17 protein-coding genes and 1 pseudogene are annotated in these 21,312 nt (G+C 72.6%); 10 read left to right on the forward strand and 8 right to left on the reverse strand.

Annotation, left to right across the window (positions count from 1 at the left end; all coding sequences use genetic code 11):
- Nucleotides 1-122: 122 nt before the first annotated feature.
- Both HNR68_RS03990 and HNR68_RS03995 read right to left on the reverse strand, forming a co-directional pair.
- Nucleotides 123-1,349 (reverse strand): MFS transporter, encoded by a 1,227-nt coding sequence (locus HNR68_RS03990; protein WP_179717740.1) that lies wholly within the window; start codon nt 1,347-1,349, stop codon nt 123-125.
- A gap of 160 nt (nt 1,350-1,509) precedes the next feature.
- Nucleotides 1,510-3,228 (reverse strand): hypothetical protein, encoded by a 1,719-nt coding sequence (locus HNR68_RS03995; RefSeq protein WP_179717742.1) that lies wholly within the window; start codon nt 3,226-3,228, stop codon nt 1,510-1,512.
- Nucleotides 3,229-3,719: 491 nt separating this feature from the next.
- Between HNR68_RS03995 and HNR68_RS04000 the strand changes: the two genes are divergently transcribed.
- Nucleotides 3,720-4,124, forward strand: coding sequence for a hypothetical protein (locus HNR68_RS04000; protein WP_179717744.1), 405 nt, complete (start codon nt 3,720-3,722; stop codon nt 4,122-4,124).
- 3 nt (nt 4,125-4,127) lie between these two features.
- Here HNR68_RS04000 and HNR68_RS04005 read toward each other — a convergent pair whose 3' ends face one another.
- The gene (locus tag HNR68_RS04005; protein ID WP_179717746.1) at nt 4,128-6,428 is read right to left on the reverse strand and encodes a LuxR C-terminal-related transcriptional regulator; all 2,301 of its coding nucleotides are present in this window, start codon (nt 6,426-6,428) and stop codon (nt 4,128-4,130) included.
- Between the two features lie 89 nt (nt 6,429-6,517).
- Nucleotides 6,518-7,273, reverse strand: coding sequence for a TipAS antibiotic-recognition domain-containing protein (locus tag HNR68_RS04010; RefSeq protein WP_179717748.1), 756 nt, complete (start codon nt 7,271-7,273; stop codon nt 6,518-6,520).
- A 227-nt stretch (nt 7,274-7,500) separates the two neighbouring features.
- On the opposite strand from HNR68_RS04010, the gene HNR68_RS04015 reads away from it, so the two are divergent.
- Complete coding sequence (locus tag HNR68_RS04015) at nt 7,501-9,345, forward strand: acyl-CoA dehydrogenase (protein WP_179717750.1); 1,845 nt, start codon at nt 7,501-7,503, stop codon at nt 9,343-9,345.
- Nucleotides 9,346-9,536: 191 nt separating this feature from the next.
- Here HNR68_RS04015 and HNR68_RS04020 read toward each other — a convergent pair whose 3' ends face one another.
- On the reverse strand, nt 9,537-10,859 hold the full coding sequence (locus tag HNR68_RS04020) for a glycosyltransferase family 87 protein (RefSeq protein WP_179724623.1): 1,323 nt from the start codon (nt 10,857-10,859) through the stop codon (nt 9,537-9,539).
- A gap of 52 nt (nt 10,860-10,911) precedes the next feature.
- A complete protein-coding gene (locus HNR68_RS04025) occupies nt 10,912-11,679 on the reverse strand; it encodes a deoxyribonuclease IV (protein ID WP_179717751.1) in 768 nt (255 codons plus the stop codon).
- Nucleotides 11,680-11,841: 162 nt separating this feature from the next.
- Between HNR68_RS04025 and HNR68_RS04030 the strand changes: the two genes are divergently transcribed.
- The 6 genes from HNR68_RS04030 (at nt 11,842) to dnaB (ending at nt 17,643) form a co-directional block, all read left to right on the forward strand.
- The gene (locus tag HNR68_RS04030; RefSeq protein WP_179717754.1) at nt 11,842-12,774 is read left to right on the forward strand and encodes a hypothetical protein; all 933 of its coding nucleotides are present in this window, start codon (nt 11,842-11,844) and stop codon (nt 12,772-12,774) included.
- Nucleotides 12,775-12,902: 128 nt separating this feature from the next.
- Nucleotides 12,903-13,253 (forward strand): 30S ribosomal protein S6, encoded by a 351-nt coding sequence (rpsF, locus tag HNR68_RS04035; protein ID WP_246330384.1) that lies wholly within the window; start codon nt 12,903-12,905, stop codon nt 13,251-13,253.
- Between the two features lie 41 nt (nt 13,254-13,294).
- Nucleotides 13,295-13,774 (forward strand): single-stranded DNA-binding protein, encoded by a 480-nt coding sequence (locus tag HNR68_RS04040; protein ID WP_179717756.1) that lies wholly within the window; start codon nt 13,295-13,297, stop codon nt 13,772-13,774.
- 46 nt (nt 13,775-13,820) lie between these two features.
- Nucleotides 13,821-14,057, forward strand: a complete 237-nt coding sequence (gene rpsR / locus HNR68_RS04045) for a 30S ribosomal protein S18 (protein ID WP_093151213.1) — start codon at nt 13,821-13,823, stop codon at nt 14,055-14,057.
- 18 nt (nt 14,058-14,075) lie between these two features.
- Nucleotides 14,076-14,528, forward strand: coding sequence for a 50S ribosomal protein L9 (gene rplI / locus HNR68_RS04050; protein WP_179717758.1), 453 nt, complete (start codon nt 14,076-14,078; stop codon nt 14,526-14,528).
- A 493-nt stretch (nt 14,529-15,021) separates the two neighbouring features.
- Nucleotides 15,022-17,643, forward strand: coding sequence for a replicative DNA helicase (gene dnaB / locus HNR68_RS04055; RefSeq protein WP_343049921.1), 2,622 nt, complete (start codon nt 15,022-15,024; stop codon nt 17,641-17,643).
- 14 nt (nt 17,644-17,657) lie between these two features.
- Here the strand turns inward: dnaB and HNR68_RS04060 are convergent, their stop codons facing one another.
- A complete protein-coding gene (locus tag HNR68_RS04060) occupies nt 17,658-18,419 on the reverse strand; it encodes a class I SAM-dependent methyltransferase (protein WP_179717760.1) in 762 nt (253 codons plus the stop codon).
- A gap of 101 nt (nt 18,420-18,520) precedes the next feature.
- Between HNR68_RS04060 and HNR68_RS04065 the strand changes: the two genes are divergently transcribed.
- A complete protein-coding gene (locus tag HNR68_RS04065; protein WP_179717762.1) occupies nt 18,521-19,108 on the forward strand; it encodes a TetR family transcriptional regulator in 588 nt (195 codons plus the stop codon).
- A 233-nt stretch (nt 19,109-19,341) separates the two neighbouring features.
- Nucleotides 19,342-20,549 (forward strand): annotated as a pseudogene (gene thrS / locus HNR68_RS04070) (threonine--tRNA ligase).
- Here the strand turns inward: thrS and HNR68_RS04075 are convergent.
- The gene (locus HNR68_RS04075; RefSeq protein ID WP_179717764.1) at nt 20,546-21,208 is read right to left on the reverse strand and encodes a methyltransferase domain-containing protein; all 663 of its coding nucleotides are present in this window, start codon (nt 21,206-21,208) and stop codon (nt 20,546-20,548) included. The pseudogene thrS and the gene HNR68_RS04075 overlap by 4 nt on opposite strands.
- Between the last annotated feature and the right edge of the window lie 104 nt (nt 21,209-21,312).

Below are 21,312 nucleotides of genomic sequence, written 5' to 3' on the forward strand. Positions count from 1 at the left end.
GACGGCTTGGAGCGTATGCCACGGCGGGAGAATGGCAAGAGATCTGGGAAAACAGGTGAATTCTGGCGAAGTTCCGCCGCGGGCGGTCCCGCCCGCCTCGCTGCGAGGCGGGCGGGGGTGGCTCAGAGCTCCTCGCCGACCACGGCCGCGTCCGCGGGCACGTCGTGCGCGTCGGCCTTCTTGGTGCGCAGCTCCAGCGCGAGCAGACCGGCCGCGACCAGGCACAGCACCGCGCCGACGGCGAACGGGGCGTGGTCGGAGCCGAACCAGGTGGCGATGTGCCCGACGACGGTGGCCGCGACCGCCCCGCCGAGCCAGCGGCAGAAGTTGTAGCCCGCGCTGGCGACGGGGCGGGGCGCACCGCTGATGCTCATCGCGGTGCCGGTGAACAGGGTGTTGAGCAGGCCGGAGGCCAGGCCGCTGAGCACGACCGCGACGACCACCACGGGCTTGGACCCGATGGCCATGACGCCGAGCAGCACCGCGAAGGCCAGCACCGCGAGGATGGTGCCGACGACCTCGCCGAAGCGGGCCGCGAGCCGCGGGGCCAGGAACACGCCGGCGAGGGCCACGCACACGCCCCAGCCGAAGAACACCAGGCCGACCGCGATCGCGCCGAACTCGAGGACGAACGGCGCCCAGGCCAGCACGGTGAAGAACGCCGCGGTGTAGAAGGCCGAGCCCAGCGCGGTCCGCAGCAGGCCGCCGTGGCCGAGCGCCCGGATCGGGTCGAGCAGCCGCACCTTGGCCCGCTGGGCGCGGTCCCCGTCCTTCGGCAGGAACCCGGCGGACAGCACCAGCGCGATCGCCATGAGCACCGCGGTCCCGGCGAACGGGCCGCGCCACGAGATGTGGCCCAGCAGCGCCCCCAGCAGCGGGCCGGTGGACAGCCCGATGCCGAGCGCCGCCTCGTAGAGCATGATGGCCGCGGCCTGCCCGCCGCTGGCCGCGCCGACGATCACCGACAGCGCGGTGGCGATGAAGAACGCGTTGCCCAGACCCCACACCGCGCGCAGCGCGACGAGCTGGCCGATCGAGCCGGCCAGCGCGCACGCCAGGGTGGCGACCACGATGAGCACCAAGCCGGTGACCACCGTCCGCTTGGCGCCGAACCGCGCGCTGAACGCGCCGGTGATGAGCATCGCCACGACCTGCACGCCCAGGTAGGACGAGAACAGCAGGGTGACCTGCTCGGGCCCGGCCCGGAGGGCCTCAGCGATGGACAGCAGGATCGGGTCGACGAGACCGATGCCCATGAAGGCGATCACGGCGGCGAAGGCGGTGATCCACACCGCCTTCGGCTGCCCCTTGAACACGTCGAGAAACCGAACGTCATGCCCGGCGCTCATGGCCGACAACTCCTCGCGGTGGGAAAAGACATCGTTCGCCAGGCTAACAATTTCCTCCTTAGCGGACCAAACGAACATGAGTCAGGTCACCGCGGATGCGGCCGACCAGCGGAAACCGCGCCCTCCCGGGGGACGCGGGGAGTGGTGCGAACGGACCGCGTCAGCCGGCCAGGCCCGCGCGCGCCGCCGTCGCGATCGCCTCCTCCGGGTGCTGCTCGGCGATCGCCCCGAGCACCTCCGCCGCGCTGGCGTGCTCGCTGCGCGCGATCTCGGAGATCACCGACAGCTGGTCGTGCTCCGGCCGCTCGGCGAACTCGGCGAGGAACAGCTCGCTGTCCTCGTCCAGCGCGCACGACAGCTCGTCGCCCGGGCGCACCAGGTCGTCACCGCTCGACGTCCGGGCGCGCAACCACACCCGCACCGCCGCGCCCGCCACCGGGTCGTCGACCAGCTCGCGCGCCGCGGCCACGCCCTCCGCACCGGTGCGCTCCAGGACGGCGAGCGCCGACAGCCGCACCGTCGGGTCGTCCACCCGGCGCAGCAGGGCGGCCAGCTCGCCGCTCGCCGCGCGGGCGCCGCGCCGCTCGATCCAGCGCTCCACCAGCACCTGCTGCACGCCGGCGGGAGCGTCGGTGAGCACCAGGGCCAGCAGCTCCGCCGGGGCGGTCACCAGGTCGTCCACGGTGGGGACGTGGAACCCGAAGGCGCGCAGCGACTCGCGAGCGGCCCACAGACCCGCGGGCAGCAGCTCGACCAGGGTGCGCCCGCCGTCCTCGTGCGTGCGGACCGCCTGCATCGACTCCCACTGGGCGAGCACCCGGCCGACCACGTCGCGCACCGCCTCCTGCGCCGCGGGTCCGTCCTCGCCGAGGAGGTCGCAGGTCATCGTCACGATCAGCTCCAGCGGCACCGCGTCGGTCCGCGCGTACAGCACGCTCAGCGCCGCCTGCACGATCTCCGGCAGCGCGTCGGCGCCGTCGGACAGCACCTCCAGCCGGTCCCGGAACACGTCGTCCACCAGCACGAACCGCTGCCACAGCCGGGTCCACAGCAGGTCCGGGTGGGCCAGCAGGGGCTCGGCGACCGCGGTGCGCACCAGCAGGTCGCCCGCCGGGCGGAGCAGGCCGGCGCGCTCGGCCCACTCCAGCAGCAGGTCGGCCTCCTCCGCGCTGCCGCCCAGCGCCTCCACCAGCCCGTCCGCGTCGGACGGGTCGCGGCCGTCGCCGATCCAGTCGAGGAGGGTGCGGATCCGCTGCACCACCGGTGCTCCGGCCGCGATCGCCCGGTGCGGTTCGAGCACCGTGAGCTCGACCGGTGGCAGCCACAGCGCGGGCTGGTCGCCCGGCTCCAGCCCCTCGCGCCGCTCGACCTCCTCCAGCACGTCGCGGTCCACCTCGACCTCGTCGGCCTCCACCGAGGTGAAGAACTCCGCCACGGCCCGCGGATCCTCGGTGTCCACGCCGAGCTCGCGCATCGTGGTCGTCCAGAACTTCTCCGAGCTCCACTCGGTCGGCTCGGCCATCGCCGCCAGGTGCTCCGGTGTCGCCCGCTCGACGGCCTCGTGCAGGTCGGACAGCGGGGACGGGCTGGTGAGCAGGTCGTTCTCGGCGAGGAAGCCGATCCACTGGTGCAGGAAGCCCGGCGCGAGCGACCAGTCCGCCAGCACCGCCCGGCGCGGCACCACCGAGACCAGGAACCGGGTCAGTTCCTCCTCCGGCCACCAGGCCAGCAGGCCGTCCCGGGCGAACTTGTCGGTGAGCAGCAGGTCGACCAGCCGGCCGGCCCGCAGCTCCGGGCGGCTGCGTTCGAACCGGGCGACGAGCTCGGCGCGGGCGCGCTCGAACCGGTCGACCTCGCCGTGGATGAAGGCGGTGCGCATGACGTGCCCCTCTCGATCAGCCGTGCGGATCGAGCGTAGGGAGCGCGCGGACCGTTCCCGGGCAGCGCCAGCGGAGTTCTGCACGTGTGTCGGGACCCTCGAACGGGTGAACTTCGTGGGGGCTTCGGTATGGCCCTCGGTACTTGTCCCGCTTCGCGCACCAGGGTCTTCCGGCATGTTCTCGACTGCGTCGACGAGGGAGCCGCTCCCGTGGCGACGCACCGACGCGGAGGACCTGCGCGGTGGTCCACCGGGGGCCGCCGCCCCGCTCCCGGCCCACCCGGCCGGGACGGCGACGGCGACCCGGCACCACCGCACCGGGGAGGAGGTGTGGCGACCGGCGCAGCACGCCCCCGCTGCCCGGCGCCCGCGCCCCGTCAGCGAGGTGGGTGTTTCCCGTCCGAACGGCGGTGCCGGGAGCCGCCGCACCCACCTCGCTGAGCCGGTCCGCGCGCCGCCCCGACCCACCAACGACGGAACCCGTGGAAGCCATGTCCGACCTCCCCGAGTACCACGCAGCCGGATGGCGGGTGCACCACGACCCGCGCACGAACCGCACCACGCTCCTCGTCGGCGACACCGTCAGCGCCCTGCGCGCGCCCGCCGACTTCGCCGCCCACGTGCACCACGTGCTGGCCGTGCACCTGCTGGCCGGTCCGGTGCTCGCCGACGGCGCGGACTGGCTGCTGTTCACCCAGCCCGAGCAGCCCACCGAGTGCCCGCACGACCTGCCGGAACTCACCCCCGTGCCGACGGGGACCCACCTCCGGCTGCCGCCGCTGCGCGACCCGCGCTGGATCCAGCCACCACGCCTCGGCCTGGCCGTCCCGCCGCGCCAGGTGGTCTTCTCCGCCACCCGCCGCGCGCGCCTGGTCGCGCCCCGCGCGGCCGCGTGAGCGTCACTGCTGCTCGGCGACCCACACCGCGATCTGCGTCCGCGAGGTGACGCCGAGCTTGGCCATGATGTGCTCGATGTGGCTGTCCGAGGTGCGCTTGGAGATCACCAGCTGCTCGGCGATCTGCCGGTTCGACAGACCCTGCGCCACCAGCTGGGCCACCTCGCGCTCCCGCGGGGTCAGCCGCACCGGCGCGTCCGCCGACGCCGCCTGCCGGCGCTCGCCCAGCGCGAACTCGACCAGCTCGTCCAGCGTGCGCTCCTCGCCGCGCCGCCGGGCGGCGTGCCGCTCCGGAGCGGGCAGCGCCCGCCGGACCCGCGCCTCGGCCTCCGCGTGCCAGGCCGCGTACGGGCGGATGCCGAGCAGGTAGCTGCTCGCCGGTTGCCACAACCGGCGCACCGCGGCGCTCAGCTGCGCCGACCGGGCCCACCGGCCCTGGGCGGCGGCCACCCACGACTCGACCTCCACCGCCAGCAGCGCACCGAGGGTGTCGCCGAACTGGTGCTTGATCCGCAGGCACTCGTGCAGGTGGGACACCGCCTCGTCGGGCCGGCCCTGGCGCCAGCGGGCCAGGCCGAGCACCAGCTCGCACCACGACCGCGCCCACCGCTCGCCGTGCTCGGCGCAGACCTCCTGGCACGTCCGGCACAGCCCGACCGCGCGCTCCAGGTCGTCGTCGAAGACGTGCAGCTCGGCCAGGCCCGCCATGCTGATCAGCGGCAGCGCGTCGTGGCGCAGCACCTCGTCCTGCTCCAGCGCCTCGGCGAACCGCGCCCGCGCCGACGCGTGCTCGCCGCGGACCAGGTCGGTGACCCCGGCGACGTGCGGCACGAGCTCCAGCACCCGGTCGGCCCGCACCTGCCGCGCCACCCCCTCCGCCTCGGCGAGCAGCTCCAGCGCGGTGTCGGACTCCCCGTGCCAGCCGTGCACCAGGGCGTCCACCAGCAGCGCCCGGGCCCGCGCCGGGTCGGGGTCCGGCGAGGCCCGCAGGGCGCCGCCGAGCACGGCGATGCCCTCCCGGAACGCCCCGGTGGCGATCCAGAAGTACCGCAGCGCCGCCGCCAGGCACAGCGCCTCGTCGGCCTCGCCGGGTTCGGTGCAGCAGAACTCCAGCGCCGTGCGCAGGTTCTCGGCGTCCAGGCGCAGCCGGGTCAGCCACTCCAGCTGGCCCGGTCCGAGCCACTCGGCGTCGAAGCGCTCGGCCAGCAGCAGGAAGTGGTCGCGGTGGCGGCGGCGCAGCACCCGCTCCTTGGTGCCCCCGCCGAGCCGTTCCCGGCCGTACTCCTGGATGGTGCGCAGCAGCCGGTAGCGGGTGCGCGCGTCCCGCCGGTCCTCCTTGACCAGCACGGACTTCTCCACCAACCCGGCCACCCCGATGAAGACGTCCTCCACGCTCACGCCGTCGCCGACGCACACCGCCTCGGCGGCCTCCAGCTCGAAGCCGTCGGTGAACACCGACAGCCGGGCCCACACCGCCTGCTCCACCGGGGAGCACAGGTCGTGGCTCCACTCGATCGCCGCCCGCAGCGACCGGTGGTGCGGCGAGGCGCTGCGGTCGCCCGAGGTCAGCAGCCGGTACCGGTCGGTGAGCCGGGCCAGGACGTCGGCCACCGACAGCGACCGCATCCACACCGCGGCCAGCTCGATGGCCAGCGGCAACCCGTCCAACTGCTGGCACAGCCGCACCACGTCGGCCTCGTTGTCCGGTCCGATGGCGAAGTCCGGCTGCACCGCCGCGGCGCGGTCGGCGAACAGCTCCAGCGCCTCGTGCCCGACAGCGCGCCCCACCACCCGGCCCTGCGGGTCCAGCCGCGGCATGAGCAGCGGCGGCACCGACCACACCCGCTCGCCGGCGATGGTCAGCGGTGCCCGCGAGGTGACCAGCACGCGCAGCTCGGGGGACGACGCCAGCAGCTCGCCGACCAGCGGTCCGCACTCGTCCAGCAGGTGCTCGCAGCCGTCCAGCACGAGGAGCACCCGCTTGTGGGCCAGCTGCTCGGCGAGCACGTCCGAGGCGGAGGCGGCCGGGTCGTTGCGCAGCGCGAGGGCGCCGAGCAGCACCTGTGCGAGGTCGCTGCGCTCGCCGACCTCGGCCAGGTCCACCAGCCACACGCCGTCCGGGAAGGCGCGGCGCAGGTCGCGGGCGACGCGGACGGCCAGCCGGGACTTGCCGACCCCGGCGACCCCGGTCAGGGTGACCAGCCGGGAGGCCGCCAGCAGCTTCTTGACCTGCGTCGTCGCCGCACGTCGGCCGACGAAGCTCGTCAGGTCGTCGGGAAGCCTGCCCGCTCGCCGGGTTGCCATCCGACCACCCGCTCCCCCGGAGGAAGTAACTGGTGCCCGAGTGTAGGCCCGTCGGGGGACGTTCGACCTGGTGACGAGAGCCGGCGGGATCAGGCTCCGGCGCGGTCGGCGTTGGCGTGGATGGCCGCGCGGACGTACTCCGCCAGGCCCGGCTCCAGCTCCTCGTAGGTCGCGGTGAAGCGCTCGTCCGCGACGTACAGGTCGCCGAGCCCGCGGTGGATCTCGTGGGTGCAGTCGTAGCACCAGCGCGTGATGTGCCTGCGGTGCTCCTCCGCCAGGTCCATCGCCTGCTCGCTGTCCGGTGCCACCCCGGCCCGCTTGGCCTCCGCCAGCCGGCGGCCGACCTCCCGCTGCTCGGCCAGGAAGCGCTGCCAGTCCTGCTTGGTGAAGGAGCGCATCCGCTCCTGGGACTGGCGGTGGGCGTCGGTGCCGCCCCAGCGCCGCTCGGCCTCCGCCGCGTGGTCGTCCGGGTCGAAGTCGCCGAACAGCTCGAACTTCTCCTCCGGGGTCAGGTCGATCCCCACGGTGCTCGCCTCCAGCTCGCGGTCCAGTGCCGCGACCACCCGCTGCAGCCGGTCGATGCGCCGCAGCAGCAACCGGCGCTGCCGCTGCAGGTGCTCACGGTCGCTGCCGGTCTCGAGGATGGTCGCGATCTCCTCGAGGCTGAGGTCCAGCGCCCGGTACCCGAGGATCCGGCGCAGCCGGTCCAGGTCCGCGTCGGAGTAGCTGCGGTAGCCCGCCGCCGTCCGACCGCTCGGGCGCAGCAGGCCGATGTGGTCGTAGTGGTGCAGGGTGCGCACGGTCACACCGGACATCCGGGCCACGTCGCCGACCGAGTGGGGCACGGTCCTCACCTCCTCGCGGACGAGCCTGGAGCCTCACGCGACGTGAGGGTCAAGCCGCATCCTGCCGCCCCGGCGCCGCGTCGGCGACCAGGGCCGATGGCTCCGCCGGGTGGTGTAGCGCAGACCGCCTTGGCAGAAGTTACCGCCAGGTAATACCCTCTTGTTACCGACGAGTAAGGGCTCGAGCCCGGGCCCACCCGCAGCAGCGTGCAAGAGGGAGCCTTTCCATGGGCCACTACAAGAGCAACGTACGAGACCTCGAGTTCAACCTGTTCGAGCTGTTCAAGGTGCAGGAGCGACTGGGCAAGGGCGCCTTCGAGCAGTCCGACGAGGACACCGTGCGCGGCGTGCTCACCGAGCTCAACGAGCTCGCGACCGGGCCCCTGGCCGAGTCCTTCGTCGAGGGCGACCGCAACCCGGCCACGTTCGACCCGGCCACCCACTCGGTGACCCTGCCCGAGGGCTTCAAGAAGTCCTACCAGCAGGTCATGGACGGTGAGTGGTGGCGGCTGAGCCTGCCGGACGAGCTCGGCGGCTACGGCACCCCGCCGAGCGTGATCTGGGCGGCCGCCGAGCTGATGCTCGGCGCCAACCCGGCGATCTACATGTACATGGCCGGCCCGAACTTCGCGACGATCCTGTGGCGCAACGGCACCGAGGAGCAGCGCCGCTGGGCCGAGATCATGATCGAGCGCGGCTGGGGCGCCACCATGGTGCTCACCGAGCCCGACGCGGGTTCCGACGTCGGCGCCGGCCGCACCAAGGCCGTCAAGCAGGAGGACGGCTCCTGGCACCTCGAGGGCGTCAAGCGCTTCATCACCTCGGCCGACCAGGACATGACCGAGAACATCATGCACCTGGTGCTGGCCCGCCCCGAGGGCCCGGACGTGGAGCCCAAGCCGGGCACCAAGGGCCTGAGCCTGTTCCTGGTCCCGAAGTACCACTTCGACACCAACACCGGTGAGCTCGGCGAGCGCAACGGCGCCTTCGTCACCAACGTCGAGCACAAGATGGGCCTGAACGCCTCGGCCACCTGCGAGCTGACCTTCGGCCAGCACGGCGTCCCGGCCAAGGGCTGGCTGCTCGGCGAGGTGCACGACGGCATCGCGCAGATGTTCCAGGTCATCGAGTACGCCCGGATGATGGTCGGCACCAAGGCCATCGGCACGCTGTCCACCGGCTACCTCAACGCCCTGGAGTACGCCAAGGAGCGCGTGCAGGGTGCGGACCTGACCCAGGCCACCGACAAGACCGCCCCGCGCGTCACCATCACCCACCACCCGGACGTGCGGCGCCTGCTGATGCTGCAGAAGGCCTACGCCGAGGGTCTGCGCTCGGTCTACCTGTACACCGCGCAGTGGCAGGACCAGGTGACCCAGGGCCAGCACGAGGGCACCGACTTCAGCAAGGCCGAGCAGATCAACGACCTGCTGCTGCCGATCGTCAAGGGCGTCGGCTCGGAGCGGGCCTACGAGATGCTGACCCTGTCGCTGCAGACGCTGGGCGGCTCCGGCTTCCTGCAGGACTACCCGATCGAGCAGTACATCCGCGACTCCAAGATCGACAGCCTCTACGAGGGCACCACCGCGATCCAGGCGCAGGACTTCTTCTTCCGGAAGATCGTCCGCAACAACGGCGCCGCGATCGGCCACGTCGCCGCCGAGATCCAGGCCACCCTGGAGGCCGAGGGCGCCGACGAGCGGCTCAAGGAGGAGCGGGCGCTGGTCGGCCGGGCGCTGCAGGACGCCCAGGGCATGCTCGGCACGATGATCGAGTTCCTGACCTCCTCGCAGGAGGACGTCAAGAACGTCTACAAGGTCGGCCAGCACGCGGTGACGCTGCTGATGAGCATGGGCGACCTGCTCATCGGCTGGCTGCTGCTGCGCCAGGCCGAGATCGCGCTGGCCGCGCTGGACGCCGGCGCCTCCGCCAAGGACCAGTCGTTCTACCAGGGCAAGGTCGCGGCGGCCCGGTTCTTCGCCAAGAACGTGCTGCCGGAGCTGACCGCTCGCCGCAAGATCATCGAGGCGGCCGACCTCTCCCTGATGGAGGTCGACGAGGCCGCCTTCTGAGCCTGGCCCGGTGAACCCCCACCGACTTCGGGCGCAGCTCCCCGCGAGCTGCGCCCGAAGTCGTTCCCGGGGTCAGCGGAGGGCGACCCGTCGATCCAGACGACCACCGTCGCCGGTGCGGACGCCGAAGTCCGCGGGCCACCCGAGCGCCGCACCGCCGTCGCGGAGGCGGTCACCGCCCTGGCCGTCCGCTACGCCTGCTGGACCGAGGGAGCCGGGCGCCCCGGCAGCACGCGGCCCGGACCGACCGCACCGGTGTTGTCCACAGTGGACCGGGCGGCGAGGAATGCGACGAACAGCCCGACCAGCAGCGCCGCCCGGCCCCACACCCCGATCATCAGCGCCTGCGCGGTGAACCCGTCGTGGACGCCGCTCGGTTCGCCCGCCATGTTCAGGTACATCCAGCGGAAGATGCTGATCCCCATCGCCACGTCCGCCAGCAGGTACGCCGCGATCCACCCCCAGCGCACGTTGACCAGCACGAAGAACGGCAGCAGCCAGAGCGTGTACTGCGGGGAGTGCACCTTGTGCAGCAACAGGAAACCGCACAGCATCGCCGCCGACACCGGCACCCACGGGTAGGTCCCGGTGCGTTCGTACCGCAGCCAGCCCACCGCGCAGGCGATCGCGAACGACGCCAGCACCAGCAGCGGCGACACCACGCCCATCGCCGACTGGAACTCCTCCGACCCGGTCCAGTGCCGGAACCCCCAGTACCAGACCGAGTTCGTGCTGAGGTCGACCTGCCGCCGCGACTGGAACTCGAACGACGCCGCCCACCCGGAGAACCCGGCGACCATGAACGGCACGTTGACCACCACCGCGGTGGCCACCGCGGCACCGACCACCTGCAGCGCCCCGCGCACGTCCCAGCGCCCGCGGCCGCTGGTGAGCACGTGCAACGCCAGCGGCAGCACGAAGATCGCCGGGTACAGCTTCAGCGCGAACCCCAGCCCCAGCACCACCGCGGCCACCGTCGCGCGCCGCCGCAGCGGCACCGACGTCCACCGGTGCACCACGAACACCGCCGCGACCGCGCACGCCACCACCGGCAGGTCCCAGTTGTGGAACGCGTAGAGCACCAGCGGCGGCGACAACGCCCACAGCAGCGCGCGCCAGCCGCTCAACCGGCCCAGCCACCAGGCGGTCGCCAGCCCGAACGGGGCCATGAGCAGCGCCGACGCCGCCAGGAAACCCGCGTCGGTGTCGACGAAGAGCGCCCCCGCCCACATCAGCACCCCGGTCAGCACCGGGTACTCGACGACCCCGCCGTGCAGCGAGCCGTCCGAGTCGATGCCGCCGTTGACGTACGGGAACACGTGGCGGTCGATGTCCCGCCCGATCCACAGGTTCTGGACGTCGGAGTAGCAGACGTCGCCGTACGCCCGCTCCTGGTACGCGGGCTCCGAGCGCCCCCACTCGTCGAACTCCGGGCCGGTGCAGCGCGCCTTGTTCGCGTACCCCAGCGCCAGCGACAGCGCGGTCAGCACGCACAGCGCCACCAGACCGGAGATCGTCAGCCCACGAGCCGTCCTGCTGATGCCGATCCCCCCCAGCCGTCCCGCGTCAGGAGACCTTGCTGCGCAGGAAGGCGATGTCGTCCGCCTGGCCTTCGGCCGGGGTCTCCACCACCACCGGGGCGTCCGCGCTCGCGCACACCGCCACCAGCAGGTCCGGGTCGATGGTGCCCGCGCCGATGTTGGCGTGCCGGTCCCGCGACGAACCGAACTCGTCGCGGGAGTCGTTGAGGTGCACCAGGTCGATCCGGCCGGTGATCGCCTTCACCCGGTCCACCACGTCCAGCAGCTCCTCGCCCGCCGCGTGCGCGTGGCAGGTGTCCAGGCAGAACCCCGCGCCGAACTCCCCGACGGCGTCCCACAACCGCGCCAGCGCGTCGAACTTCCGCGCCATCGCGCCGGTCCCGCCCGCGGTGTTCTCGATGAGCACCGGCACCTCGAACCCGCCGTCCGCGGCCTGCCGCTCGAACAGCTTGCGCCAGTTCGCCACGCCCTCGGCCGGGTCGTCGTCCTTGGTCACGTGCCCGCCGTGCACGACCAGCCCCTGCGCGCCGACCTCGGCCGCGGCCTTCGCCTGCTGCGCCACCGCCTTGCGCGAGGGGATCCGGATCCGGTTGTTCACCGAGGCCACGTTGATCACGTACGGCGCGTGGATGAACACCTGCAGGTCGCTGTCGCGCAGCTGCTCGGCCTGCGGGTGCGGTCCCGGCGCCTTCCAGCCCTGCGGGTCGGAGAGGAAGAACTGCACGACCTCCGCGCCCCGCTCGGCGGCAGCGGTCAACGGGTCGTCATCGCGGACGTGGGCGCCGATACGCATGCCCGAAGTCTAGGCGCCCCGCCCCGACCGCCCGTGCCGCCCGGATCCCACCACGTGAAAACCTCGCCGCCTCGTCACCCACGGCGGTGTTCAAGCGTTGTACAGATCTGAGATCGTCTCTCTGAGAGACTGGTCACGACGCGCACACCCGGGGAGGCGAGCATGGGACGGGGGCGACCCAACCCGTTGATCAGGCCGAAGGCCCGCGGTCGAGCGCTGTCGACCGGGCTCGTCGGTCTCGCGATCACCGCCGGTACGCTCCTCGGCGCCGGCACCGCGCACGCCGAGGCCCTGGTCGTCGACACGCCGCTGGCCGTCGTCGAGGCCGCGCCCGGGCAGCAGGTGGCCGTGGCGCCCAGCACCCTGGACCTCAAGGTGCGCGAGGCCGTGCTGCTGACCATGCCGCTGAACTTCGGCCGCGCCGCCGAGGCCGCCGAGCGCTTCAAGCAGCTCGACCCGATCCCGATCGGCGTCGCCTCGGAGGAGCGGACCTTCTACTCGGGCAAGGACATCGCCGAGGCCGCCGCGTCGCGGCTGACCGAGCTCGGCCTGCCGGAGGACAAGGTCGACACCGTGCGCTGGCACTTCACCAACCTCGTCAGCCTCGGCAACGCGGTCACCGTGCGCGTCGACGAGCCCGAGGAGGAGAAGCCGCCCGCGCCGCCGTCGTCGGAGGACCCGGCCCCGCCGTCGCAGGAGCCGCCGCAGCAGCAGCCGGCGCCCGGGACACCCCCGCCGCCGCCCAGCCAGGACGCGCCGGTCCCGGACCCGCAGACCTCGCTGCCGCAGCCGGGCGGGGCACCCGCCGCGGTGAGCGTCCTGCCGCCCGACCTGCGGGGATCGGCGCTGGCGTGGAGCCAGGGCTACCTCGGCCAGGCGCCCGGCGTGACGCCCGACGTGGACGAGCTGGTCGCGCGGACCCGGGAGCAGCAGGAGGCGCGCGAGCAGCAGGACGAGGTCCGCGCCGCGGGCAGTGCCGAGGCGCTGCCCACCGAGGTCACCGAGCGCGTCGCGGGCCCGGTGCTGCTCGCCTCCGTCGCCCTCGCGGTGGCCACCGCGGGCCTGGTCCGCACCTGGGTCCTGCGCCGCCAGTAGCAGCGCCGCGGCCGAGCCGCCGGGGCGTGTCGGGGCTGTCGGGGGCGCTTGCTAGCCTTGTCCAGTTCGTCGACGCGAACGACCCTCCTGCCATGGAGAGCCCATGGCCGTGAGCCCACAGGAGGTGAATGGTCTTCATGCGTCATTACGAGCTCATGGTCATCCTGGACCCGAGCCTGGACGAGCGCACCGTCGCCCCGTCCATGGAGAACTTCCTCAACATCGTCCGGAACGACGGCGGCACCGTCGAGAAGGTCGACGTCTGGGGCCGTCGTCGGCTGGCCTACGAGATCGACAAGAACTCCGAGGGCATCTACGTCGTCCTGGACATCAACGGCGAGCCGGCCACCATCAAGGAGCTGGACCGGCAGCTGAACCTCAACGAGTCCATCCTGCGGACGAAGGTCCTGCGCAAGGTCGCCCAGCCGCGCAAGGCCGCGCGTGCCGCCAAGGCCCGCGCCGCTCAGGCCAACGCCTGACCCGGCCCGAACACCGACGACCAGACTGGAGTCCCCAGGTCATGGCTGGTGAAACGGTAATCACGGTGGTCGGCAACCTCACCGCCGACCCGGAGCTGCGCTTCACCCCGTCCGGTGCCGCGGTCGCGAACTTCACGGTCGCGTCCACGCCCCGGATCTTCGACCGCCAGACCGGCGAGTGGAAGGACGGCGAAGCCCTCTTCCTGCGCTGCAACATCTGGCGGCAGGCGGCGGAGAACGTGGCCGAGTCGCTCACCCGCGGCATGCGGGTGGTCGTGCAGGGCAGGCTGCGCCAGCGCTCCTTCGAGACGAAGGAGGGGGAGAAGCGCACCGTCGTCGAGCTCGAGGTCGACGAGATCGGTCCGTCCCTGCGCTACGCCACCGCCAAGGTGAACAAGGTCAGCCGAGGCGGCAGCGGCTTCGGTGGCGGCGCTCCGGCCGGCCCGCCGGCCGACGACCCGTGGGGTTCCGCACCACCTGCCGGTTCCGGCGGTGGGTTCAGCGACGAGCCGCCGTTCTGATCGCGGCGACACGCTCTCGAAGTTTTTTCGTTCAGGAGGAAGACCTATGGCCAAGGCGCCCGTGCGCAAGCCGAAGAAGAAGGTCTGCGTTTTCTGCAAGGACAAGGCGGCGCAGATCGACTACAAGGACACGACCCTGCTGCGGAAGTACATCTCCGACCGCGGCAAGATCCGTGCCCGCCGCGTGACCGGCAACTGCAGCCAGCACCAGCGCGACGTCGCCATCGCGGTGAAGAACGCCCGCGAGATGGCGCTGCTGCCCTACACCTCGACCGCTCGCTGATCAGGAAGGAGATACGTCGTGAAGATCATCCTCACCGCTGACGTCTCCAACCTCGGCGAGTCGGGCGACATCGTGGAGGTCAAGGACGGCTACGCGCGCAACTACCTGCTGCCCAAGGGCCTGGCCATCGTGGCCACCAAGGGCGCGCAGAAGCAGATCGAGACGATCCGCCGGGTCCAGGAGGCCCGCCGCGTGCGGAACCTGGAGCACGCCCACGAGCTCAAGCAGCAGCTGCAGAACCTGGGCGCCGTCACCCTGACCGCCAAGGTCTCGCCGCAGGGCAAGCTGTTCGGCTCGATCACCAGCGGCGACGTCGTCGCGGCGGTCCGCAAGGCCGGCGGTCCGAACCTGGACAAGCGCTCGGTCAGCCTGCGCGGCCACATCAAGTCGCTGGGCAAGCACGTCGTCGACGTGCAGCTGCACCCGGACGTGACGGCCAACGTCAGCGTCCAGGTCACCAAGGAGCAGTGACCCGGTAGCACCGGTCGACGAGGCGGCACCGCCCACCCGCCGAGGTGGGCGGCGCCGCCCCCGGTGCCCGCACCGACGCCGGGCCGCGGTCCCCGAGACGACCGGTCACGAGGTGGCGGCGGTCCCACCTGGACCCGCACCGTCACCCGCCGGGGACCGGGAGCGAGGTGCGCCCGCGGCGGTGCGCTGGGGGTGTCCTGACACGCCGACGGGGCGCGACACGCCCGGACTTTTCCACGGATTTCTTCCACAGCCCATGCACAGCCTCTGACCTGGGGATTCGTGTCACGTTCGACAGGTTGTCCCCAGGTTGTCCCCAGCTGCGCGGACGGTTGCGGCGAGTTGTCCACAGGGCCGGGCCGACTTGTCCACAGGTTGTCCCGAGCTCTGTCCACACCGTGAGTTGCCTGCGTGGTGCAGGCGATCTAGCTTCGCGCGGGTCCCCGCGCGTGACGGTCATTGGCGCCGGAGGAGGTGACCGGGTCAGGTGGCGGTGCCTGAGGAACCCGACGACCCGTACTTCGACGACGGCGGCGCTGGCGTCGGCGGCACCTTCGAGCGGCAACCCCCGCAGGACCTCGCTGCCGAGCAGTCCGTGCTCGGCGGCATGATGCTGAGCAAGGACGCCATCGCCGACGTGGTCGAGGTGCTCAGCCCCAACGACTTCTACCGCCCGGCCCACCAGGCGATCTACGACTGCATCCTCGACCTCTACGGCCGCGGCGAACCGGCGGACGCGATCACCGTGTCGGCCGAGCTGGAGCGCCGCCAGGAGCTGCTCAAGGTCGGTGGCGCCCCCTACCTGCACACGCTGATCGCCACGGTCCCGACCGCGGCCAACGCGGGCTACTACGCGGAGATCGTCGCGGAGAAGGCGGTGCTGCGCCGCCTGGTGGAGGCCGGCACCCGCATCGTCCAGCTCGGCTACCACGGGTCCGAGGGCGCCGCGATCGAGGAGGTCGTGGACCGCGCCCAGGCGGCGATCTACGACGTCACCGAGCGCCGCGCCAGCGAGGACTACCACGCGCTCGAAGAGCTCCTCCAGCCGACGATGGACGAGATCGACGCGATCGCGTCCCGCGGCGGCGAGTCCCAGGGCGTCCCCACCGGCTTCGCGGACCTCGACGCCCTCACCAACGGCCTCCACCCCGGCCAGATGATCATCGTCGCGGCGCGACCAGGCGTGGGCAAGGCGCTCGCGCTGGACACGCCGCTGCCGACTCCCGACGGCTGGACGACGATGGGCGAGGTGGCCCCTGGCGACTACCTGATCGGCGCGGACGGCAAGCCGACGAAGGTGGTCGCCGCGACCGAGGTCATGCACGGCCGCCCGTGCTACGAGGTCGAGTTCTCGGATGGCACGGTCATCACCGCCGACGCTCAGCACCAGTGGCTCACGGATACCCGGGCGTCGAAGTCGGCGCAGGCCGCTGCGGTCGGGTACGACCGGATGCGCAACCAGCGCACCTCCGCAGAGGTCCGCACCACGGAGGAGATCGCGGCGTCGCTGCGCGGCACGGCGGCCGACCGTCGGCTGAACCACTCGGTGAAGGCGGCGCAGCCGCTCGATCTCCCAGAGCGGGACTTGCCCCTCTCCCCCTACGTGCTGGGCGTCTGGCTCGGGGATGGCACGTCCTCCTCGGCTGCGTTCACGAGTGCTGACCCCGAGATCGCCATGTACGTGGAGGCGGAGGGGTACCACGCCCCGGAGGTGCGCAACCGCTACTACCGGATCCAGTTCCCACCGGCTGAGCCGTTCGCGGAGCGGTCCTGCGTGGTGTGCGGGGCGGTCTTCGTGCCGAAGACCAGCCAGGTGCGGACCTGCGGGCAGAGCTGTGGCGGCGAGGCGCGCTCCATCTCGGACCCGGTGCCTCAGCCGACCTGCCCGGACTGCGGGAAGCCGGCCTGCGGGTCGCGGCAGTGCCAGGAGTGCCGCAACGAGCGCGGCACGGTCCAGGCGTTGCTGCGGACCATGGGTGTGCTGGGCAACAAGCACATCCCGACGGAGTACCTCCGCAGTTCCGAGGCGCAGCGCCGCGCCCTCCTCGCGGGCCTGCTGGACACGGACGGCACGGTCGCGCCGAGCGGGTCCGTTCAGTTCTCAGTGACCAACGAACGGCTCGCGCGCGACACGTACGAGCTGATCGTCAGCCTCGGTTACCGCTGCAGCCTGACGACCAAGCGCGTTCGTGGCCGGACGGAGGCGTCCTCCACGGCGTTCACGCTCACCTTCACCACGCAGGACGAGGTCTTCCGGCTGCCCCGCAAGCAGGTGGTCCACAAGGAGCGGAACGCCCGGAAGCCGCGGGTGACCGGCATGCGGTACATCACCGACGTGCGGCCCGTGGCGAGCGTGCCGGTGCGGTGCGTCGAGGTGGATGCCGCGGATCACCTGTACCTGGCGAGCCGGTCGATGGTCCCGACGCACAACTCCACGCTGGGACTGGACTTCGCCAGGTCAGCGTCGGTGAAGCACGGGTTGGCCAGCGTCATCTTCTCGCTGGAGATGGGGCGCACCGAGATCGTCATGCGCATGCTCTCCGCCGAGGCCCGCATCCGGCTCGGCGACATGCGCGGCGGCCGGATGACCGACGACGACTGGACGCGGCTGGCCCGCCGGATGAGCGAGATCAGCGAGGCGCCGATCTTCATCGACGACTCGCCGAACCTCACCATGATGGAGATCCGCGCCAAGGCGCGGCGGCTCAAGCAGCGCCACGACATCCAGCTCATCGTCGTGGACTACATGCAGCTGATGACCTCGGGCAAGCGCGTCGAGTCGCGCCAGCAGGAGGTCTCGGAGTTCTCCCGGAACCTCAAGCTGCTGGCCAAGGAGCTGGAGGTCCCGGTGGTCGCGATCTCCCAGCTCAACCGCGGTCCCGAGCAGCGCACGGACAAGAAGCCGCAGCTGGCCGACCTGCGCGAGTCCGGGTCGCTGGAGCAGGACGCCGACATGGTGATCCTGATCCACCGCCCCGACGCGTTCGAGCGGGACGACCCGCGCATGGGCGAGGCGGACCTGATCATCGCCAAGCACCGAGCCGGGCCGACGGCCACCATCACCGTCGCCCACCAGCTGCACTACAGCCGCTTCGTGGACATGGCCCAGGAGTAGCGCGCTCGGCGGCCTCACCGCCGGACCGCGGTGAGGCCCCACGTGGTGTACGGGACGGTGACGTCGTCGCCGGACCCGTCGAGGGCCGCGCGCACCGCCGCCAGCACCTCCGCCGCGTGCTCCGGTGGCAGGCTGGTGAGCCCGCCGGAGGTCGCGACCAGGTCCACGACCTCGTCGCGGCGGTAGGTGCGGTGCCAGTCGTGCCGCCACACGACGGGGTCGTCGAACCCGCCCGCCTCGCGGATCCCGTCCGCGGCCTTGTCGTACAGCCCGCGGTAGGCGTCGCGGACCGTCTCCCCGACCCGGCCGCCGAGGTCCACCGGCGAGCCGGGCGCCACCCGCCGGTAGGCGGCGGCGAGGGGGTCCGCCACGGCGGGCGGGAGCTGGTACACGTTGCCGAACGGCGCCAGCACGCCTCCCGGTCGCAGCACCCGCGCCGCCTTCGCCGCGCCCGCGACCGGGTCGATCCAGTGCCAGGCGGCGGCGGAGACGACCGCGTCGAAGGTGCGCCCGGCCGGGTCCCACGCCTCGAAGGTCGCGACCTCGACGGGAACGCCGGTGCCGCGCGCGAACCCGGCCATGCGCGGGTCGGGCTCGACGCCGAGCACGGTGCGCCCGGCGGCCAGGAACTGGCGGGACGCGATGCCGGTGCCGCAGCCGACGTCGAGGAGGCCGGGACCGGGGCTCGCGGCCACGATCCGCTCGACCACGGCCTCGGGGTAGGCGGCGCGGGTCTGGTCGTAGCGTTCCGGGTCGACGCCGAACGACTCCGCCATGCGACGGTGCTCGTGCGGTTCAGGTGCGGGTAGTGTGGGCATGTGCCCACTCTAGTGGGCGAGCGCCCACTTCGGGGTGCGTCCAGCGGAGGAGGTTCGCGGTGCCGACTGGCGTGGCCTTGCGCGACGCGCGCCAGCAGCTCTTCGAGGCTGCCGAGCGGGTCCTGGTGCGCGACGGTGCGACCGGCCTGACCAGCAGGGCGGTCACCACCGAGGCGGGCGTCGCCAAGGGGGTCCTGCACCGGCACTTCGCCGACTTCGACGCCTTCCTCGCCGAACTGGTGCTGGACCGGCTCGGCCGCGTGAAGGCGCAGGCGGCGGCCCTGCGGGACGCCGCGGGGACCGGTGCCGTCGCCGACAACCTGACCAGCGCGCTGCTGAGCATCTTCGACCCGGTCGTGGTGGCGATCGTGGCCCTGGTCATCGCCCGCGACGAGCTGCGCACCCGGCTGCGCGCGGCCGGCACCGCGCGGTTGCCGCTCGTCGGTGAGAGCGCGGACCTGGTCGCCGGCTACCTGGCGGCCGAGCGCGCCTGCGGCCGGATCGCCCCGGACGCCGACGTCGACACGCTCGCGCCCACCCTGATCGGCGCCGCGCACCTGGCGTTCACCGAGCGCAAGGACGACCCACCGGAGCCTGGGGACGTGCGCAAGATCGTCACCACGGTCCTCGCCGGCGCCCTCCGCTGACGGCGCGCTCCTGCGGCCTGGCGCGAAAGCCGTTGTGCGCAGCGGGACCGGACCGCTCGGGACTCCGCACCGGCCTGGGTGCTCCTACCGTGGTCCGCGTGCAGCGCGCTGGTCTGACCACGACGCCGGACGACGTCCCGGCGCGCTGACTGCTGTTCCACCGAAGCCCCGGGGCGGGTGCCCCGGAGCTGTCGTCGTGTGGTCGCCCGCCTCATCGGCAGTGAGGAGACCACATGCACGACCACCGCAAGCTCGGCCGCGAGCTGGAGCTGTTCGGCACCGACCCGCTGATCGGCGCCGGTCTGCCGTACTGGCTGCCCGACGGCGCTGTCGTGCGGCACACCCTGGAGGAGCACATCCGCGAGGTCGAGCGGCGGGCGGGGTACCGGCACGTCTGCTCCCCGGTGCTGGGCAAGCGCGAGCTGTACGAGGTCTCCGGGCACTGGGCGCACTACCGCGACGACATGTTCCCGCCGATGGACCTGGGCGGTGAGCAGGTCGTGCTGCGGCCGAGCCTGTGCCCGCACCACGCGGTCATCTACCGGTCCCGCTCCCACAGCTACCGGGAGCTGCCGCTGCGGCTGGCGGAGCTGGGCGGGATGTACCGCTCGGAGTTGTCCGGGGTGCTCGGCGGTCTGACCCGGGTGCGCGCGATCCAGCTCAACGACGCGCACATCTTCTGCACCCTCGACCAGGTCGCCGACGAGGCGTCGGCCGCGCTGGAGCTCATCCGCGACGCCTGCGCGGCGATGGGCATCCGGGCCTCCCGCTCCCGGTTGTCGCTGGCCGGTGCGGGCGGGAAGTACGTGGCCGCGCCGGAGAAGTGGCGGCGTGCCGCGGCGTTGCTCACCGAGGTGCTGGAGCGCAGCGGTGTGGAGCACGAGGCCGAGGAGGGCGAGGCCGCGTTCTACGGCCCGAAGATCGACGTGCAGGTGGTGGACAGCGCCGGTCGCGAGTCCACGCTGTCCACCGTGCAGGTCGACTTCCACCAGCCCGAGCAGTTCGGCCTGCACCACGTCGGCGCGGACGGGGCCGAGCACCGGCCGGTCATGGTGCACCGCAGCGTCATCGGCAGCGTGGAGCGCGCCGTCGCGCACCTCGTCGAGGTGCACGGCGGCGCCTTCCCGGCGTGGCTGGCGCCCAGGCAGCTGGTGGTGCTGCCCCTGTCCGGCGCCGAGCTGCCGCACGCCGAGCGGTTCGCCCAGCAGTGCCGGGAACGCGGCCTGCGGCGGAGGTCTCGGCGGACGGCAGCCTCGGTGCGCGCATCCGGGCGGATCGGCTGGTGCCCCACCAGGTGGTGATCGGGCCGAAGGAAGCCGCCGGCGAGCTGGTGTCCGTCCGGCTGCGCGACGGACGCCGCCTGGACGCCCAGCCCGGCGAGGGGGTGCTGTCCCGCGTCACCGCGCTCGTCGCCGAGCGCAGCACCGCGTTGTGGGACTAGTCCGCAGTGGACTCGGTCGGACGGCGGGCCAGGACGTGGGCCTGCGGGGTGCGTTCGGTGCCGTCCGACTCGCGTTCCAGGCGGGCCGTGACCGCGAAACCGGCCTGGCGCAGCAGATCGGCGATGCGGTCGGTCGTCCAGCGGTGGAAGTCCAGGTCGATGCGGTGGCCGAGGGCTTCGGACAGGTGCAGCGGTGGTTCGTCCCCGACCTGGAACGCCAGCAGCAGGTGCCCGCCCGGGGCGAGCACGCGGTGGAACTCGGCGAGCACCGCGGGCACCTGCTCCGGCGGGACGTGGATGAGCGAGTACCAGGCGACGAGCCCGCCGAGCGCACCGTCGGGCAGGTCGAGGGCGGTCATGGTGCCCTCGTCGAAGCGCAGGTGGGGGTGGTTGCGCCGGGCCACGGCCACCATCCCCGGCGACAGGTCGATGCCGCGCACGTCCAGGCCGAGGGAGTGCAGGTACGCGGTCCCGTCGCCGGGCCCGCACCCGACGTCGGCGACGGGGCCGCCGGTGCCGCGCACCAGTTCGGCGAAGGCACTGATCATGGCGCGTGCCAACGGTTTCCCGGCGAGCTCGTCGTGGAAGAGGGCGGCGTAGTCCTCGGCCAGGGTGTCGTAGCCGGCGCGCACGGTGGTGAGGAAGGCGGGTTCGGTCACGGCCGGGCACACTAGCGCCTCTCCCCACGACGCGGCTTGGCAACCGAACGCTCGCTCGGACGTCTGTACGGGTATGAACACCCAACGCATGCGGAACGACTGGG

The organism is Saccharopolyspora hordei (assembly GCF_013410345.1).
Classification (GTDB): Bacteria; Actinomycetota; Actinomycetes; order Mycobacteriales; family Pseudonocardiaceae; genus Saccharopolyspora; species Saccharopolyspora hordei.